14 protein-coding genes and 1 pseudogene are annotated in these 15,941 nt (G+C 61.3%); 12 read left to right on the forward strand and 3 right to left on the reverse strand.

The genetic code is table 11. The annotated features are described in order from the left end of the window. The first annotated feature begins 352 nt into the window (after positions 1-352). From kdpF to ACIQU2_RS02740, 6 genes are all read left to right on the forward strand, one after another. The gene (gene kdpF, locus ACIQU2_RS02715) at positions 353-442 is read left to right on the forward strand and encodes a K(+)-transporting ATPase subunit F (RefSeq protein WP_007899818.1); all 90 of its coding nucleotides are present in this window, start codon (positions 353-355) and stop codon (positions 440-442) included. A gap of 8 nt (positions 443-450) precedes the next feature. Next, positions 451-2,145, forward strand: coding sequence for a potassium-transporting ATPase subunit KdpA (gene kdpA, locus ACIQU2_RS02720; protein ID WP_403138392.1), 1,695 nt, complete (start codon positions 451-453; stop codon positions 2,143-2,145). A 10-nt stretch (positions 2,146-2,155) separates the two neighbouring features. Beyond that, positions 2,156-4,213, forward strand: a complete 2,058-nt coding sequence (kdpB, locus tag ACIQU2_RS02725) for a potassium-transporting ATPase subunit KdpB (protein ID WP_403138395.1) — start codon at positions 2,156-2,158, stop codon at positions 4,211-4,213. A 53-nt stretch (positions 4,214-4,266) separates the two neighbouring features. Next, positions 4,267-4,812, forward strand: coding sequence for a potassium-transporting ATPase subunit KdpC (gene kdpC, locus ACIQU2_RS02730; RefSeq protein WP_403138397.1), 546 nt, complete (start codon positions 4,267-4,269; stop codon positions 4,810-4,812). 158 nt (positions 4,813-4,970) lie between these two features. Next, the gene (locus ACIQU2_RS02735) at positions 4,971-7,622 is read left to right on the forward strand and encodes a DUF4118 domain-containing protein (RefSeq protein ID WP_403138400.1); all 2,652 of its coding nucleotides are present in this window, start codon (positions 4,971-4,973) and stop codon (positions 7,620-7,622) included. Between the two features lie 48 nt (positions 7,623-7,670). Continuing rightward, a complete protein-coding gene (locus ACIQU2_RS02740; protein WP_403138403.1) occupies positions 7,671-8,369 on the forward strand; it encodes a response regulator in 699 nt (232 codons plus the stop codon). 115 nt (positions 8,370-8,484) lie between these two features. Here ACIQU2_RS02740 and ACIQU2_RS02745 read toward each other — a convergent pair whose 3' ends face one another. Beyond that, on the reverse strand, positions 8,485-9,525 hold the full coding sequence (locus ACIQU2_RS02745) for a patatin-like phospholipase family protein (protein WP_347804218.1): 1,041 nt from the start codon (positions 9,523-9,525) through the stop codon (positions 8,485-8,487). 221 nt (positions 9,526-9,746) lie between these two features. Here ACIQU2_RS02745 and ACIQU2_RS02750 point away from each other — a divergent pair, with 221 nt between their 5' ends. From ACIQU2_RS02750 to ACIQU2_RS02760, 3 genes are all read left to right on the forward strand, one after another. Beyond that, positions 9,747-10,025, forward strand: a complete 279-nt coding sequence (locus tag ACIQU2_RS02750) for a hypothetical protein (RefSeq protein ID WP_017337340.1) — start codon at positions 9,747-9,749, stop codon at positions 10,023-10,025. 90 nt (positions 10,026-10,115) lie between these two features. Further along, positions 10,116-10,874, forward strand: coding sequence for a CHAD domain-containing protein (locus ACIQU2_RS02755; RefSeq protein WP_403138407.1), 759 nt, complete (start codon positions 10,116-10,118; stop codon positions 10,872-10,874). A 216-nt stretch (positions 10,875-11,090) separates the two neighbouring features. After that, positions 11,091-11,888: an acyl-CoA thioesterase II gene (locus ACIQU2_RS02760; RefSeq protein ID WP_046047940.1), complete on the forward strand. Its 798-nt coding sequence runs from the start codon at positions 11,091-11,093 to the stop codon at positions 11,886-11,888. Positions 11,889-11,912: 24 nt separating this feature from the next. Here ACIQU2_RS02760 and ACIQU2_RS02765 read toward each other — a convergent pair. Next, positions 11,913-12,131: pseudogene (locus ACIQU2_RS02765) on the reverse strand (terminase); the annotation flags it as partial. A gap of 230 nt (positions 12,132-12,361) precedes the next feature. Further along, positions 12,362-13,843 carry a methyl-accepting chemotaxis protein gene (locus ACIQU2_RS02770; protein ID WP_403138410.1) on the reverse strand — a complete coding sequence of 494 codons (1,482 nt, stop codon included), beginning with the start codon at positions 13,841-13,843 and terminating at the stop codon, positions 12,362-12,364. 177 nt (positions 13,844-14,020) lie between these two features. Here ACIQU2_RS02770 and ACIQU2_RS02775 point away from each other — a divergent pair, with 177 nt between their 5' ends. The 3 genes from ACIQU2_RS02775 to speE all read left to right on the forward strand — a co-directional run bounded on the left by ACIQU2_RS02775 (position 14,021) and on the right by speE (position 15,892). Next, a complete protein-coding gene (locus ACIQU2_RS02775; RefSeq protein ID WP_403138412.1) occupies positions 14,021-14,551 on the forward strand; it encodes a hypothetical protein in 531 nt (176 codons plus the stop codon). A 64-nt stretch (positions 14,552-14,615) separates the two neighbouring features. After that, positions 14,616-14,807, forward strand: a complete 192-nt coding sequence (locus tag ACIQU2_RS02780; protein ID WP_008148797.1) for a PLDc N-terminal domain-containing protein — start codon at positions 14,616-14,618, stop codon at positions 14,805-14,807. A 209-nt stretch (positions 14,808-15,016) separates the two neighbouring features. Next, positions 15,017-15,892, forward strand: coding sequence for a polyamine aminopropyltransferase (gene speE, locus ACIQU2_RS02785; protein ID WP_347804214.1), 876 nt, complete (start codon positions 15,017-15,019; stop codon positions 15,890-15,892). The last annotated feature ends 49 nt before the right edge of the window (positions 15,893-15,941 follow it).

Genomic DNA, 15,941 nt, shown 5'->3' on the forward strand with positions numbered 1-15,941 from the left:
GTGCCAGTGTTGTGATGGCGGTCGTAAAGTGCAGAAAGGCGTCGTATCGGGGATGTTTGCCCCCGAATGACTGTTTTTTGTGCGCCAGTTGGGGGCAGTGGTGTCTGTTATGCCGCCATCGCGAGCAAGCTCGCTCCCACATTTGGAATGCGTTCGCCCAAACAACACTGATCCCCTGTGGGAGCGAGCTTGCTCGCGATGGCGCCCGCCCGGACACCGCTGTAACGAAGGCATAAACCCACTCTTTACGCTTTCTTTATTTCCCGCCACACCCCTCGATCTCGCTCCTTTACAGCCTCTCTCCCGACAATGACTCCACACGCGGCAATACGCCGTAACACGGAGAACTTCCATGAGCGTTCTGGACGGGGTGTCACTGCTATTGGCAGTGGGGCTGTTCATTTATCTGTTGGTTGCGCTGTTGCGCGCGGACCGGAACTAGGAGCGGCTATGCACAGTTATGACTATTGGCTGATCCTCGCCTTCTTCGCCCTGGTGCTGATTCCGGCACCGTTTCTGGGGCGCTTCTACTACAAGGTGATGGAAGGTCAGCGCACTTGGCTTTCGCCGATTCTCGGACCGGTGGAGCGCGGGTGTTATCGGGTGGCCGGCGTAGATCCGCAGACCGAACAGAGCTGGCAGAAATACACCCTGGCCTTGCTCGCCTTCAACCTCGCGGGCTTTTTGCTGTTGTTCGCGATTCTGTTGTTCCAGGACCACTTGCCACTGAACCCGCAGAACCTGCCGGGTCAGGAGTGGACGCAAGCGTTCAATACTGCCGTCAGCTTCATGACCAATACCAACTGGCAGTCCTACAGCGGCGAAGCGACCCTGAGCTACCTGAGTCAGATGGTCGGCCTCACCGTGCAGAACTTCGTCAGCGCCGCCACCGGCCTCGCCGTGCTGGTAGCCCTGTGTCGCGGTATTGGTCGCAAGTCGAGCAAGACCCTCGGCAACTTCTGGGTCGACATGACCCGCGCTACCCTCTACGGCTTGCTGCCGTTGTGCCTGCTGCTGGCGCTGTATCTGGTCTGGCAGGGCGTGCCGCAAACCTTCGCTCAATACGTGAATGCCGTAACGATGCAAGGCATCGATCAGGTGATCCCGCTCGGTCCGGCCGCCAGCCAGATTGCGATCAAGCAACTGGGCACCAACGGTGGTGGCTTCTTCGGCGTCAACTCGGCGCACCCGTTCGAGAACCCGACGGCGTGGAGCAACCTGTTTGAAGTCGGATCGATCATTCTGATCCCGGTGGCGCTGGTGTTCACCTTCGGCCACTACGTGAAAGACCTGCGTCAGAGCCGCGCGATCATCGCCTGCATGCTGGCGCTGTTCCTGATCGGCGGCGCGACTTCGCTGTGGGCTGAATACCAGCCGAACCCGACCCTGAACAATGTCGCCGTCGAACAGACCGCGCCGCTGGAAGGCAAGGAAGCACGCTTCGGCACAACCGCCACGGTGCTGTGGTCGGTGACCACCACTGCGGCGTCCAACGGTTCGGTCAACGGCATGCACGACAGCCTCAACCCGCTGAGCGGCATGGTCGCGATGGTCAACATGATGGTCGGCGAAGTGATCTTCGGCGGCGTCGGTGCCGGGCTCTACGGCATGTTGCTGAACGTGTTGATCGCAGTGTTTCTCGCCGGCCTGATGATCGGCCGTACCCCGGAGTACCTCGGCAAAAAGCTGCAAGCCAAAGAAGTCCAGTTGCTGGTCGTGACCTTGCTGGTGATGCCGGTCGGCGTGCTGGTACTCGGCGCGATTGCCGCGAGTCTGCCCGGACCGGTGGCGGCGGTGAGCAACCCCGGTCCCCACGGTTTCAGTCAGTTGCTTTATGCCTACACCTCGGCCAGTGCCAACAACGGTTCGGCGTTTGGCGGCTTCGGTGCCAACACCGCGTTCCACAACCTGATGCTGGGTCTTGGCATGTTGATCGGTCGCTTCGGTTACATCCTCCCGGTACTGGCCCTGGCCGGCAGCCTGGCGATGAAGAAAACCGCACCGATCGGCCAGAACAGCTTCCCGACTCACGGCCCGCTGTTCGTGACCTTGCTGACTGTGACCATTTTGCTGGTGGGTGGTTTGACCTTCCTGCCGACATTGGCGCTGGGTCCTATTGCTGAACATTTGAGCTTGGGCTTCTGAGGAATCAATGATGAATATGCCCGCAACTAAAACCGCCACCGTCAAGGCGCCGGAACAACCGAAAACCGCGATCTCGGCCCTCTGGCGTCCGGCGCTGGTGCAAGCCTTCGTCAAGCTCGACCCTCGGCAATTGCAGCGTGCGCCGGTGATGCTGGTGGTCGAACTGACCGCGATCCTGACCACCGTGCTGTGCTTCATTCCCGACAGCAGCGTGCCGACCTTTGTCGCGGCGCAAATCGCCTTGTGGCTGTGGTTCACCGTGTTGTTCGCCAACTTCGCTGAAGCACTGGCCGAAGGTCGCGGCAAGGCTCGCGCTGACAGCCTCAAGGCCGGTAGCGAAGGTCTGAGTGCCCGCCGCAAAACCAGCAACGGCGCCTTTCAAGTGGTGCCGGCCACCAGCCTGCGCAAGGACGATGTGGTCCGCGTTGAAGCGGGGGAAATGATCCCCGGTGACGGCGAGGTGATTGAAGGTATCGCCGCGGTCAACGAAGCGGCGATTACCGGTGAATCCGCGCCGGTGATTCGCGAATCCGGCGGCGACCGTTCGGCCGTCACCGGCAACACCCGACTGGTCTCCGACTGGCTGTTGGTGCGCATCACCGCCAACCCGGGCGAGTCGACACTGGACCGCATGATCGCCCTGGTCGAAGGCGCCAAACGCCAGAAAACCCCGAACGAAGTGGCGCTCGACATCCTGCTGATCGGCCTGACCCTGATCTTTCTGTTGGTGGTCGTCACCCTGCAACCGTTCGCCCACTTCGCCAACGGCAGCCTGCCGCTGGTGTTCCTGGTGGCGTTACTGGTCACGCTGATTCCGACCACCATTGGCGGTCTGTTGTCGGCCATCGGTATCGCCGGGATGGACCGTCTGGTGCGCCTGAATGTGATCGCCAAATCCGGTCGCGCCGTGGAAGCGGCGGGGGACGTGCACGTCCTGCTGCTCGACAAAACCGGCACCATCACTTTCGGTAACCGTCGTTGCACCGCGGTTTACGCGGCACCTGGCGTCACTGCCAGGGAACTCGCCGAGGGGGCATTGTTCGCCTCGCTGGCCGATGACACGGCCGAAGGTAAATCCATCGTTGAGTACCTGCGCGGTCTGCATCCGCAGCCTGAACCAAGCGCTGAGCTGCTGACTGCCGTACCGTTCAGCGCCGAGACGCGTCTGTCTGGTGTCGACTATCAGGGCCGTGTTTATCGCAAAGGCGCGGTGGATTCGTTGCTGGCCTTCGTTGGCCTGAAACGCGCCGATCTGGCCGCGCCGCTGTCCCGGGAAATCGACAAGATCGCCCAGAGCGGTGGCACCCCGTTGCTGGTTTGCGCCGACGGTAAATTGCTCGGCGCGATCCACCTCAAGGACGTGGTCAAACCCGGTATCCGCGAGCGATTTGCCGAGCTGCGCAAGCTGGGGATTCGCACCGTCATGGTGACCGGCGACAACCCACTGACCGCTGCGGCGATTGCGGCCGAGGCAGGCGTCGATGACGTGCTGGCTGAAGCCACTCCAGAGAAAAAACTGGCGCGCATTCGCCACGAGCAGAACGACGGTCGTCTGGTCGCCATGTGCGGCGACGGCGCCAACGACGCCCCGGCCCTGGCCCAGGCGGACGTGGGCATGGCGATGAACGACGGGACGCAAGCGGCGCGCGAGGCGGCGAACATGGTCGACCTCGACAGCGATCCGACCAAGCTGCTGGACGTGGTGCAAATCGGTAAGGAATTGCTGGTGACCCGCGGTGCGCTGACGACGTTTTCCATCGCCAACGACGTGGCCAAATACTTCGCGATTCTGCCAGCGCTGTTCGCCTCGATCTACCCGCAACTGGGTGTGCTGAACGTCATGCACCTGAGCAGCCCGCAGAGCGCGATTCTGTCGGCGATTGTGTTCAACGCCTTGATCATTGTGGTGCTGATTCCGCTGGCATTGCGTGGTGTGCGGGTGCAGGCGGCGAGTGCGGCGGCGTTGCTGCGACGCAATCTGCTTATCTATGGATTGGGCGGGATTCTGGTGCCGTTTGTGGGGATCAAGGCGATCGACATGCTGTTGACCGCGTTGCATCTGGTTTGACCCTGGGGCGGTGTGCCAGGCACACCGCTTTCTGCGAATTCGAGGATTTTGAAATGTCCACATTGATACGCCCGGCCCTGAGCCTGCTCGTCCTGATGACCCTGATCACCGGCGTCGCCTACCCACTGGTCGTCACCGGTGTCGCCCAGGTCGCGTTCCCCGATCAAGCCAATGGCAGTCTGGTCCACGACGCCGATGGCAAGGTCCGCGGCTCCTCACTGATCGCCCAGGATTTCGTCGGCGACGCCTGGTTCCATCCACGGCCATCGGCCGGTGCATTTGCCACCGTGTCGAGCGGGGCCAGCAACCTTTCGCCGAGCAACCCGGCCCTGGCCATTCGGGTAACCGATGATGCCAACAAGCTGCTGGTGCCGGGCCAGGGTCCGGTGCCATTGGCGATGGTCACCACCTCCGGCAGCGGCCTCGATCCACACTTGCCACCGGCTGCGATTACCTATCAACTGGCGCGTGTTGCGGCCGCGCGCAATTTGCCGGTGGCGACCCTTCAACAATTGATGGATGCGCATATCGAGCAGCCATTGGTGGGGCCGCCGGTGGTGAACGTGTTGGCGCTGAATATGGCGCTGGAAAACCTGTAAATCGGTGGCGCCGCTAATCGCGGGCAAGCCCGCTCCCACAGGAGGCGATGGTGGATACAGAATTTGTGACCACCATCGATCCCTGTGGGAGCGGGCTTGCCCGCGAAGAGGCCCTGACAGTCACTGCATCAACATCAGAATGAGAGAGAACTTCAAGCATGAGTGACTCCGGCCGCGCCGACGCGCTGTTAGCAGACCTGCCCCGCGATGGCCGTGGCCGGCTCAAGGTTTTTCTCGGCGCCGCGCCCGGTGTCGGCAAGACCTACGCCATGCTGCAAGCGGCTCACACCCAATTGCGCCAGGGCGTGAAAGTCATTGCCGGCGTGGTCGAAACCCATGGCCGCGCCGAAACCGAAGCGCTGCTCGGCGGCTTGCCGCAGCAGCCGTTGGTGCGCTCGGAATACCGTGGCGTATTGCTTGAAGAAATGGACCTCGACGGCTTGCTGGCCACCAAACCGAAACTGGTGCTGGTGGACGAACTGGCCCACACCAACGCCCCCGGCAGCCGCCACGCCAAACGCTGGCAAGACATTCAGGAACTGCTCGCTGCGGGCATTGACGTGTTCACCACGGTCAACGTCCAGCACCTGGAAAGTCTTAACGATAAAGTGCGTGGCATCACGGGTGTGCAGGTCCGCGAAACCCTGCCCGACTGGGTGCTGCAAGAAGCCTACGAACTGCTGCTGATCGACCTGCCGCCGCGCGAGCTGCTCGAGCGTCTGCGCGATGGCAAGGTCTACGTGCCGGAGCAGGCGAGGGCGGCCATCGACGCCTTTTTCACCCAGACCAACCTCACTGCCCTGCGCGAACTGGCGATGCAAACGGCGGCGGCTCAGGTCGATGATGATTTGGCCCAGGGCTATCGCCAGTTGGGACAAGCCGCGCCAGCGGTACGCGGTCGCTTGCTGGTTGGCGTCGATGGCGATGCACAGGCCGAGCGTCTGGTGCGTCACGCCAGTCGCGTCGCTCAGCGTCGGCATTTGCCGTGGAGCCTGGTGCATGTGGACAACGGCCGCGTGCGTGACGAGCAGTCACGGCTGCGTCTGCAAAGTGCCCAGCAATTGGCCGAACGCCTCGGCGGCGAAGTGGTGCTACTGCGGGCTGGTGAGGTGGCGAAAACCCTGATTCAGCACGCCGCCGAACGCCGCGCGAGTCTGGTGTTGGTCGGTCAGTCCCGGCAGCGTTTGCGTCGGCGGTTGTTCGGCGGCGGTCTGGCGTCACGCTTGCTGCGCGATGCGCGTGGGCTGGAAATCAACGTCCTCGACAGCGATCACGAACAACATCAGCCGCGTCAGCGTTCGGCGCAGTCACTGGTGTGGTTCGACTACGCGTTGGCCGTTGTTGCTACGATTTTGGCCACTGCTCTGGCCTGGGCAGTGGCGAGTGTTTTGCCGCTGCCGAACATTTCGCTGGTGTTCCTCGCCGCCGTGTTGCTGGTGGCGGTGCGCAGCAGCCTCGGCCCGGCGCTGGCCTGTGCGGCGTTGTCGTTTCTGACCTATGACTTTCTGTTCATCCCGCCGACTTTCTCCTTCAGCATCCAGCGCGAAGAAGACGTGCTGACCTTGCTGTTCTTCCTGCTGATGGCGGCGCTTACCGGTAACCTCGCGGCCCGGCAACGGCGGCAATTGCAGGCGCTGCGCGACACTCAGGAAGAGACCACCGAACTGCTAGACCTGTCGCGCAAACTCACGGCCGCCACCGACCGCCAGGCGGTGGTCAGCGCAGCGGCCCAGCACCTCGATGGCTGGAGTGATCTGCAACTTTGCCTGCTCAATCAAGACGGGCAGGGCGGCTGGAAAGTCGAAACCGGTGGCCCGCTGGAATTTTCCGAAGCCGAGCGCGCTGCCGCCGATTGGGCCTGGCAACACGATCAACCGGCCGGCGCGGGCACCGGCACGCTGCCGTTCGGACGTTGGTGGTGGTGGCCGTTGTCGGTGGAAGACGGGCCACTGGCGCTGCTCGGCGTGTGTGCCAAAGAGGGGCAGACCTTGAGCGGTCAGCGTCGGCGTTTGTTGACCGCGCTGAGCCAGCCTCTGGCCCAGGCGCTGGCCCGGGCGCAATTGGCCGAAGACCTGGAAGCCGCCCGGCTGCACGGCGAAACCGAGCAACTGCGCAGTGCCTTGCTGGCCTCGGTGTCCCACGATTTGCGCACGCCGCTGACCTCCATGCGCGGCAGCATCGACAGCCTGCTGGCCCTCGGCGAAGCGATCCCGCTGGAGGATCGCCGCGAACTGCTCGAAGGCACTCGCGATGAAGCCGAGCGCCTCGATCGCTATATCCAGAACCTGCTGGACATGACCCGTCTCGGGCATGGCGCGCTGAAGCTGGCGCGGGACTGGGTGTCGCCGGCTGACATCGTCGGCAGTTCGCTTAATCGTCTGCGTGCCGTGCTGGCACCGTTGCAGGTGACCACCGAAGTGCCGCCGGAATTGCCGCTGCTTTACGTCCACGCCGCGCTGATCGAACAGGCGCTGGTCAACGTGCTGGAAAACGCCGCGCGGTTTTCACCGTCTCATGGCCGCCTGCAATTGCGTGCCGGGGCCGACGATGGCGAGCTGTTTTTCTCGGTCAGCGATGAGGGGCCGGGGATACCGGAGGAGGAGCGTGCGAAGATTTTCGACATGTTCTACACCGCCGCACGCGGTGATCGTGGCGGGCAGGGTACGGGGTTAGGGCTGGCGATCTGTCAGGGCATGGTCGGTGCTCACGGCGGGCGGATCAGCGTCGCCGATGGCATCGAAGGGCGCGGCACCTGCATCACCCTTCACTTGCCACTGCAGGAACAACCGGGTTTTGAAAGTGAAGCCTGATCCCGCTTGCGCTACTCTCTTGCCACTTCTTTGTGTTGATGTGAATTCATGAGCCAGACCGCGACCATTTTGGTCATCGACGACGAACCGCAAATCCGTAAATTCCTGCGCATCAGCCTCGCCTCCCAGGGCTACAAAGTGCTGGAGGCCGGCACCGGCACCGAAGGCCTGGCCCAGGCCGCGCTGAATAAGCCAGACCTGCTGGTGCTCGACCTCGGTTTGCCGGACATGGACGGCCAGCAAGTGCTGCGCGAGTTTCGCGAGTGGTCGACAGTGCCGGTGCTGGTGCTCTCGGTGCGCGCCAGTGAAGGGCAGAAAGTCGAAGCGCTCGACAACGGCGCCAACGACTACGTGACCAAGCCGTTTGGCATTCAGGAGTTTCTTGCGCGGGTTCGTGCCTTGTTGCGTCAGGCACCGGCGGGAGAAGCTCAAGCCGCGGCGCTGACGTTCGGCCCATTGACCGTGGATCTGGCTTATCGCCGGGTGTTGCTCGACGACACCGAAGTCGCGCTGACCCGCAAGGAATACGCGGTGCTGGCGCAACTGGCGCGACATCCGGGGCGGGTCATCACCCAGCAGCAATTGCTCAAGGATATTTGGGGGCCGACCCATACCGAGGACACTCACTATTTGCGGATTGTGGTCGGGCACCTGCGCCAGAAACTGGCGGATGATCCGACTCAGCCGCGATTTATCGTCACCGAGGCGGGAGTTGGGTATCGGTTATTGAGTGAGGGCAGCCTTTAGTTTTAGTGTTGAAAGTTCCGGCCTCTTCGCGAGCAGGCTCGCTCCCACAGGGATATGCATTCCAATGTGGGAGCGAGCCTGCTCGCGAAGGAGCCTTATCATTCGCTCGAGAATCTCAGGAATCCCGTTCATTTTCATACCGATCCAGCGTATCCCGCGCAATCTCCCGCCCCAGCGCGATCAATTCCGGCGCTTTGTAAAACTCGAAAAACCGGCACACCCGCTTTGGCACGTTGATCAAAATATCCGGCGGATAACCGGCGATCTTGTACTGCGCCAATGAGGTTTGCATCACCTCGAAACTCTGGTTAATCAGGTCCAGCAAAGACGCCGGTCCGACGTTGTCGATGATGAACGAGCCGGTGGCGGACTTCGGCGCGCCGTCGCGTTCAGGGGCGGCGGCCGGTTGCTGGGCTTCGGGTTCGGCGGATTCGATCCACGGGTTGATCTCGGCCGCTTCTGCCATCAACGCTTCCTTTTCCAGCAGCAGCAATTGTTCCGCCTGTTTGCGGCGGAAGGGCATTTTTGAACCGAGCGAGTTGATCAGGCTGTCGAAGCGGGTCTTGAACGCCGCCGGGCGCTGGATCACCGGCAGTTGATAGTGGCGCTGGTTGGTGGAGTTGAGGTTGACCGCGATGATCAGGTCGCAATGACTCGACACCACCGGCACGATCGGTAAAGGGTTGAGGATGCCGCCGTCCACCAGCATGCGGTTGCCCTGCATCACCGGGGTGAACAGGCTGGGAATCGCCGCCGAAGCGCGCATGGCCTGGTGCAGGCAGCCTTCCTGAAACCAGATTTCCTGTTGGTTGGTCAGGTCGGTGGCCACCGCCGTGTAGGGGATGCGCAAGTCTTCGATATTGATCTCGCCGACGATCTTGCGGATCTGCCCGAAGACTTTCTCCCCGCGAATCGCGCCCAGACGAAAACTGACATCCACCAGACGTAAAACGTCGAGGTAATCCAGGCTCTCGATCCAGTCGCGATATTCATCGAGTTTACCGGCGGCATAGATCCCTCCGACCACTGCGCCCATGGAGCATCCGGCGATGCAGGCGATGTCGTAGCCACGCCGTTCGATCTCTTCAATGACCCCGATATGGGCGTAGCCCCTGGCTCCACCTGAGCCCAGCACCAGCGCGACACGCTTTTTCATGAATCGCCCTCGTCTGACAAGGTTCAACAATGCACCCATCGAGGGGCGCGCTTCAATCGCTAAGGTCGTTGCGCGAGGCGAGGGCGTCGTTTTTTCGACACTCTTTGGCGGCAGATGGGTATTCTCGCGAGCACTAGAGTTTCCGAGGCGGGGCCAAGGCACTTTTCACGCGCCAGACCGTCTTAACTGCACGACTGTTTACTATCTTTGAGGTGTGAGTAATGAAAGCCTGGATCTGTGTGCCTTTGATTGCCCTAGCACTCGCCGGATGTGCCGGCAAAACCGCTTACCGTGACAGCTGCGGTAGCGGGATCGATGCCGCGTGGCGTGAATTGGATCTGGCCAAGGCTGAAGGTTTTGCCGGAACTGTCAGCTATTCCAAGGCCCTGTCGCTGCTGACCGGCGCCAAGACCCAGCAGCAATTCGAAGCGTTCGAAGGCTGCACCAAGAAGGCCGAGAAGGCGCGTTTTTATATTCGTGAATCGCGCGCGGGGCGCTGAAAGCAGCTCTAAGCTCTAAGCTGCAAGCAATAAGTCGGTCGCCCCGGATTTCGGCTGGCGGCTTGCAGCTGTTTACGGAGTAAAACCCCCATGATTAACCGGTTGGTGGCCCATGTACTGGGCCTGGAAGTCCGTTTGCTGGCCTGTCAGGCACGCTTGAGTGCCCGCACCGACCCTGAAGCGCTGCACGACCTGCGTACCACGGTTCGCCGTTTGCGCAGTCTGCTGCGGCCATTGCGCGGCTTGCCCGGGGTCGAACAGCTGGAAGCGGCGGCGTCCCGGGTCGGCGACTTAACCACGCCGTTGCGCGATCGCGAAGTGCTGGCGGCGTACCTGCTCGAGCATGATCAACCCGAGGCTGCCCATCGGCGTATGGGGCAGATGGCCGAGGCTTACCCGGCGGTCGCGACGAGTCCTGAAGTGGCGCAGTTGCTGATGATCCTCGACGCCTTTCCGCGTTTTCTGCGGGCCTCCCAACGTCAGGGCTTGCTCAAGGGCTTGCGTCAGCGCATCGAAAAACGTTTGGCCAAACAGTGGGAAAAACTCGACAAAGCCCTGCACGATCCGGCGCATGATCGCCACCGTTTGCGCCTGCTGATCAAGCGCGTGCGCTATGGCATCGAAGCCTATCCCGAACTGGATCGACTGCCGAAAGCCGCGATGCCGCGCTTGAAGTCCGCGCAAGGTGCCTTGGGCGATTGGCACGACTGCTGGCAATGGCTGGCCAGGTCCGAACAGGAAGCCGATTTGCAGCCCTGCGTCGCTGCCTGGAAAACCGCCATGGCCAAGGCCGAAGGCCGCGCCGACCGCGTCCTCGACAAACTCAGCGCTGCCTGTTTCAAATCCTGAAACCACCGTAGCCCTGTAGGAGCTGCCGAAGGCTGCGATCTTTTGATTTTCGGCATAATCGCTGACGCTAAAGATCAAAAGATCGCAGCCTTCGGCAGCTCCTACACAGGGCATGCACATCCGGCTCATCTGTCAGTGCTTTTGGCCGGAATAAGCGCTGTGCCATCCTCGCAGGCTGGTTAAGATCCTTCATCCTTTTCCCGCTCTGAGGTTTCCATGCGCTTTTCCGATCTGCTCGACGCTGTCCGCAGCCAGCCGCTGGAGCTGTCTATTCCGGCCGAATGGGCTCAGGGGCGTGCCAGTTTCGGTGGCCTGGTGGCCGCCTTGCAGTACGAAGCCATGCGCGCAAAAGTCCCGGCGGATCGTCCGGTGCGCTCGCTGGCGATCACCTTTGTCGGCCCGGTCGAGCCTGAAGTGCCCGTCAGCTTTGAAGTCGATGTGTTGCGTGAAGGCAAAGCGGTCAGCCAGGTGCTGGGTCGGGCGATGCAGAAGGGCCAGGTGGTGACGTTGGTCCAGGGCAGCTTCGGCGCCTCGCGGCCGTCGGAAGTGGCGGTGATCGCCGAACCGGCGCCCGAGATGAAGCACTGGGACGACTGCCAGGAATTGCCTTACATCAAAGGCGTGACTCCAGAGTTCATGCGGCATCTGGCGATGCGCTGGAGCGTCGGCGGTCTGCCGTTCACCGGCAACAAATCCCGCGAGATGGGCGGCTGGGTGCGCTTGCGTGGGGACGTGAAGGAAGAAGCAGTCAGCGAGTCGCATATCCTGGCGCTGGTCGACGCCTGGCCTCCGGCGCTGTTGCCGCACCTGAAAAAACCGGCGATGGGCAGCACGCTGACCTGGACCATCGAATTCGTCCAGCCGTTGCTTGAACTGAGCACGCTGGACTGGTGCAAATACCTCGTCGAGATCGAGCATGCCGCTGACGGCTACGGTCATGCGGCCGCGAAATTGTGGAACGCGGACGGTCAGTTGATTGCCATGAGCCGGCAGACGGTGACGATTTTCGCCTGATCAGTGACGACGGTGGCGCTCACGGTGACCGTGGCGTTGCAGGCCGAGCGCTGCGAGCAGGCCGATCACACCGATCGCGACATTTGCGAAGCTCAGACTGAATACCCCCGAGACAATCAGCAGAAACGCCACGATGAACAGCGGCACGGCAATCAGGTGCAGCACCAGATTGGTCGGGTGCTGGTGATTGTTCGGGTACGCTCGCCATTGCCAGACGGGGAGGTTGGGGTGACGTTTGCCCATGATGGTAATCCTCGATCCATGTTGAACACATGATTGAAGAATAGGCGTGGCACTTACGGGCGGCGAATCAAGGTTGGCTATCGAAGTGATAGGTGTCATGGTCAATATTGATAGTGACCGGGCTGACGCTATCGCGAGCAAGCTCGCTTCCACATGGGATCTTCAGTGACCATTGATTTTTGGTACAAAAGAGATCCACTGTGGGAGCGAGCTTGCTCGCGATGGCGTTATCACAGCTTCAGCTGCCCGATAGCCTTGCTCAATTCCCCGGCCAACGCCGCCAGTTCATGACTGGTGGTCGCCGAATTCACAGTCTGCTGCACAGTGGTCTCGGTCACATCCCGAATGCTCACGACCGACCGATTCATCTCTTCGGCCACGTGGCTCTGCTGCTCGGCCGCCACCGCGATCTGCGTATTGCTTTCGCGCATCTGCGCCACGGCGCTGGTGATTTCTGCCAACGCTGCACCGGCCTCCTGAGCCTGCTGCACGCAATCGTCGGCCTTGAACGAGCTTTCCTGCATGAAATCCACCGCGTCCCGAGTCCCGGCCTGCAACGCCGAAACCATGATCGTGATCTCGTCAGTGGAGGTCTGGACACGTTTGGCCAGGTTACGCACTTCATCGGCGACCACCGCAAAACCGCGACCCATTTCACCGGCACGGGCCGCTTCAATCGCTGCGTTCAGCGCCAGCAGATTGGTCTGCTCGGCGATGCTGTGAATCACACTGACCACGCCGTTGATCTTCTGACTGTCCTCGGCCAGACGCTGAATCATCTCGGCAGTCTGTTGCACCCCGCTGGACAGGCCGGTAATCGACTTCTGCACCCGACTGACCACTTCCTGTCCGCTGCCGGCCAGTGTGTCGGCGGTTTGAGAGAGGTCGCGGGTGGCGCCGGCGTGCTGGGCAATGTGATAGACCGTGGCGGTCATTTCGTTGATCGCCGTGGCGGCCTGATCGGTTTCGCTTTGCTGGCCGAGCATGCCGTGACGTACCTCGTTCATGCTCGACGCCAGCCGCGCCGCGCCGACATCCAGTTGCCGGGCGGTGCTGGCGACGGTGTTGACCACCCGCTGGTAACCGGCCTGCATGGCGTTGAAGGCATTGGCCATCTGCCCGACTTCGTCAGTGCAGGCCAGCGGCACACGGGCCGACAGGTCACCGGTTTTCTCGACGTGGAGCATCACGTCCTTCAGCGTATTGAGCTGGCTGAGCAGAAAGCGGATCAACAATTGCGAAGCGCCGAGCATCGCCAGCATCAGGATCGCCACCGCCACGGCGTAGTTGGGAAAACGCTCGCCAAATACCTGGGTCAGGCTCGGGCCATGGGCAATTACCGCGACCTGACTGCCATCCGTGCGCGTAAACACTTCGGCGCCCATCAACGGGTTGTTGCCAAACAGCGGCATGGCATTGATCCCGACCCAGCCGTTGGTATCGGCCAGTTCCAGAACCGGCTGCCCGTTCAGCAACGGTGCCTGCCCGCGACTGAAGGTCAGCACGTTATCGGCTTTGGGGAGCGGTTGCCCGGCAGGCCAGGCGTTGAGCAATCGCGCCTGGGCTTGTGCCGATGCCTGATAAGCATGGCTGCGGGCCTGTTGTTCGAGCTGTACGGCGTACAACACCAGCAGCAAGGTCGTGACGAAGGCGACGGCGTTGACCGCCCAGAATTTGTATTTCAGCGAGATATTGCTAAGCCAGGCACCCATGGAGGTCTTCTCTGATAGCGGAAACAGTTTCGGCAAGGTGCCAGTATTGTGCCGCTACTCAGGGCGCCGGATCTTGATGTGGGTCAACGTTCCCGCCATGCTCGCGCACAGGAATTGCGGGGCGTAATGCGCTATTCTTCGCGCCTTCAAAATTCCCTCGCTACAGGATTCCGCCCCATGAAAGCCGCACTCGTTGAACTCATCAGCAAAATCAGCTCCGGGTGCATGAGCGATGACGAAATCCTGAAAGTCGCTGACGAAGCGGCCCAGGCCTACGCCGATCCCGATGCTTTTCTGACGGCCAATCCGGATATCAACTACGACGAAACGTTCCCGATTCCGCTAGGCGAATGGGTCATCGTCGGCAGTTTGCCGGAGACCGTGCTGTTCCAGGCCGACACCTATGTGGACCTGTTCGCCCAGATCGTTTCCTCGTTCGGGCCCGGCGTTGATTTCAATATCAAACCCAAGCAACTGGCCAAGACTGAAGCCCTGACGGCGCTCAATCGCATTCAGGTGCAGATGGGCAGCATGAACAAGGAAAACGGTGGTTACACGCTGATGAACTTCAGTCAGTTGCTCGACGACGAACTGCAAGTGGTGCTGGTCTACGGCAACGACGTGCCGCGCGTACTCGAGTTGTGCGCCAAAGTCGGCATCGCTGCCGCACCCTCGCTGGAAGCCCTCAAAATTGCCGTCCACGTTTAAAAAGCGGAACCCTCGCAAGGCCCGGCTATCCTAAGAGTGCATACCACTCTTAGGGAGCAACACCATGGGTTCCACGTTCAACGGTCTGATTGGCCTGATTATTCTTGCCCTGGATATCTGGGCAATCATCAACGTGCTCAAAAGTGGTGCCGACACAGGGATGAAAATCATCTGGGTGCTGCTGATCCTGCTGCTGCCGGTGCTGGGCCTGATCATCTGGGCCATCGCCGGGCCACGAGGCAACGTCCGAATCTGACTGCATCCCCGAAAACGACACCGAACCTGTGGGAGCTGGCTTGCCTGCGATTCAGGCGGCAAGGTCTGTCAGGCATACCGCGGCGATCCCATCGCAGGCAAGCCAGCTCCCACAGGTGATTGTGTCGAGGCGTCAAGCGAGGTTCGACCTGTCATGTCCCGCGACGTAGAATTCGCGCCTTGCCACCCGCATTCATCGGAGCACTTCCCATGAGCAACACCCCAACCAGCGAGTACCTGGAAACCCTCTACGAAGGCTACGGCCAGCGTTTTCGCATGGAAAAACTGCTGCACGAAGTACGCACCGAACACCAGCACCTGGTAATTTTCGAAAACTCGCGCATGGGCCGCGTCATGGCGCTGGACGGCGTGATCCAGACCACCGAAGCCGACGAATTCATCTACCACGAGATGTTGACCCACGTGCCGATCCTGGCGCATGGCACCGCCAAGCGCGTGCTGATCATCGGTGGCGGCGACGGCGGCATGCTGCGTGAAGTGGCCAAGCACCGCAGCATCGAGCACATCACCATGGTCGAGATCGACGGCACCGTGGTCGACATGTGCAAGGAGTTCCTGCCGAACCACTCCAAGGGTGCGTTCGCTGATCCACGCCTGAACCTGGTGATCGACGACGGCATGCGTTTCGTCGCCACCACCACCGAAAAATTCGACGTGATCATTTCCGACTCCACCGACCCGATCGGCCCGGGCGAAGTGCTGTTCTCGGAAAACTTCTACCAGGCCTGCCGTCGCTGCCTGAACGAAGGCGGCATCCTGGTGACCCAGAACGGCACGCCGTTCATGCAAATCGAAGAAGTCAAAACCACCGCCGGGCGCCTGCGCAGCCTGTTCCCGGACTGGCACTTCTATCAGGCGGCCGTGCCGACCTACATCGGCGGCGCCATGACCTTCGCCTGGGGCGCGACCAATACCGCCTATCGTAAATTGTCCCGCGAAACCCTGCAGCAGCGCTTCGCCGGCAGCGGCATCATCACCCGCTACTACAACCCGGAAATCCACATCGGCGCGTTCGCCTTGCCGCAATACGTCCTGCAGGCTGTGAACAAGCCTAGCAACGACTGATATCGAGCAATCCAGAAAGGGCCCTCTCAGGTTGTGTGAAAACACACCG

It is taken from the genome of Pseudomonas sp. NPDC098740 (assembly GCF_044760065.1).
Lineage (GTDB): Bacteria > Pseudomonadota > Gammaproteobacteria > Pseudomonadales > Pseudomonadaceae > Aquipseudomonas > Aquipseudomonas rossensis.

Bases quoted from the DNA above. Each gene is read 5' to 3' on its own strand.
- ACIQU2_RS02740 (WP_403138403.1), top strand. From the start codon at position 7,671: ATGAGCCAGACCGCGACCATTTTGGTCATCGACGACGAACCGCAAATC.
- kdpA (WP_403138392.1), top strand. From the start codon at position 451: ATGCACAGTTATGACTATTGGCTGATCCTCGCCTTCTTCGCCCTGGTG.
- ACIQU2_RS02760 (WP_046047940.1), top strand. From the start codon at position 11,091: ATGCGCTTTTCCGATCTGCTCGACGCTGTCCGCAGCCAGCCGCTGGAG.
- ACIQU2_RS02755 (WP_403138407.1), top strand. From the start codon at position 10,116: ATGATTAACCGGTTGGTGGCCCATGTACTGGGCCTGGAAGTCCGTTTG.
- ACIQU2_RS02745 (WP_347804218.1), bottom strand. From the start codon at position 9,525: ATGAAAAAGCGTGTCGCGCTGGTGCTGGGCTCAGGTGGAGCCAGGGGC.
- ACIQU2_RS02775 (WP_403138412.1), top strand. From the start codon at position 14,021: ATGAAAGCCGCACTCGTTGAACTCATCAGCAAAATCAGCTCCGGGTGC.
- kdpB (WP_403138395.1), top strand. From the start codon at position 2,156: ATGAATATGCCCGCAACTAAAACCGCCACCGTCAAGGCGCCGGAACAA.
- kdpC (WP_403138397.1), top strand. From the start codon at position 4,267: ATGTCCACATTGATACGCCCGGCCCTGAGCCTGCTCGTCCTGATGACC.
- ACIQU2_RS02735 (WP_403138400.1), top strand. From the start codon at position 4,971: ATGAGTGACTCCGGCCGCGCCGACGCGCTGTTAGCAGACCTGCCCCGC.
- kdpF (WP_007899818.1), top strand. From the start codon at position 353: ATGAGCGTTCTGGACGGGGTGTCACTGCTATTGGCAGTGGGGCTGTTC.
- ACIQU2_RS02750 (WP_017337340.1), top strand. From the start codon at position 9,747: ATGAAAGCCTGGATCTGTGTGCCTTTGATTGCCCTAGCACTCGCCGGA.
- speE (WP_347804214.1), top strand. From the start codon at position 15,017: ATGAGCAACACCCCAACCAGCGAGTACCTGGAAACCCTCTACGAAGGC.
- ACIQU2_RS02780 (WP_008148797.1), top strand. From the start codon at position 14,616: ATGGGTTCCACGTTCAACGGTCTGATTGGCCTGATTATTCTTGCCCTG.
- ACIQU2_RS02770 (WP_403138410.1), bottom strand. From the start codon at position 13,843: ATGGGTGCCTGGCTTAGCAATATCTCGCTGAAATACAAATTCTGGGCG.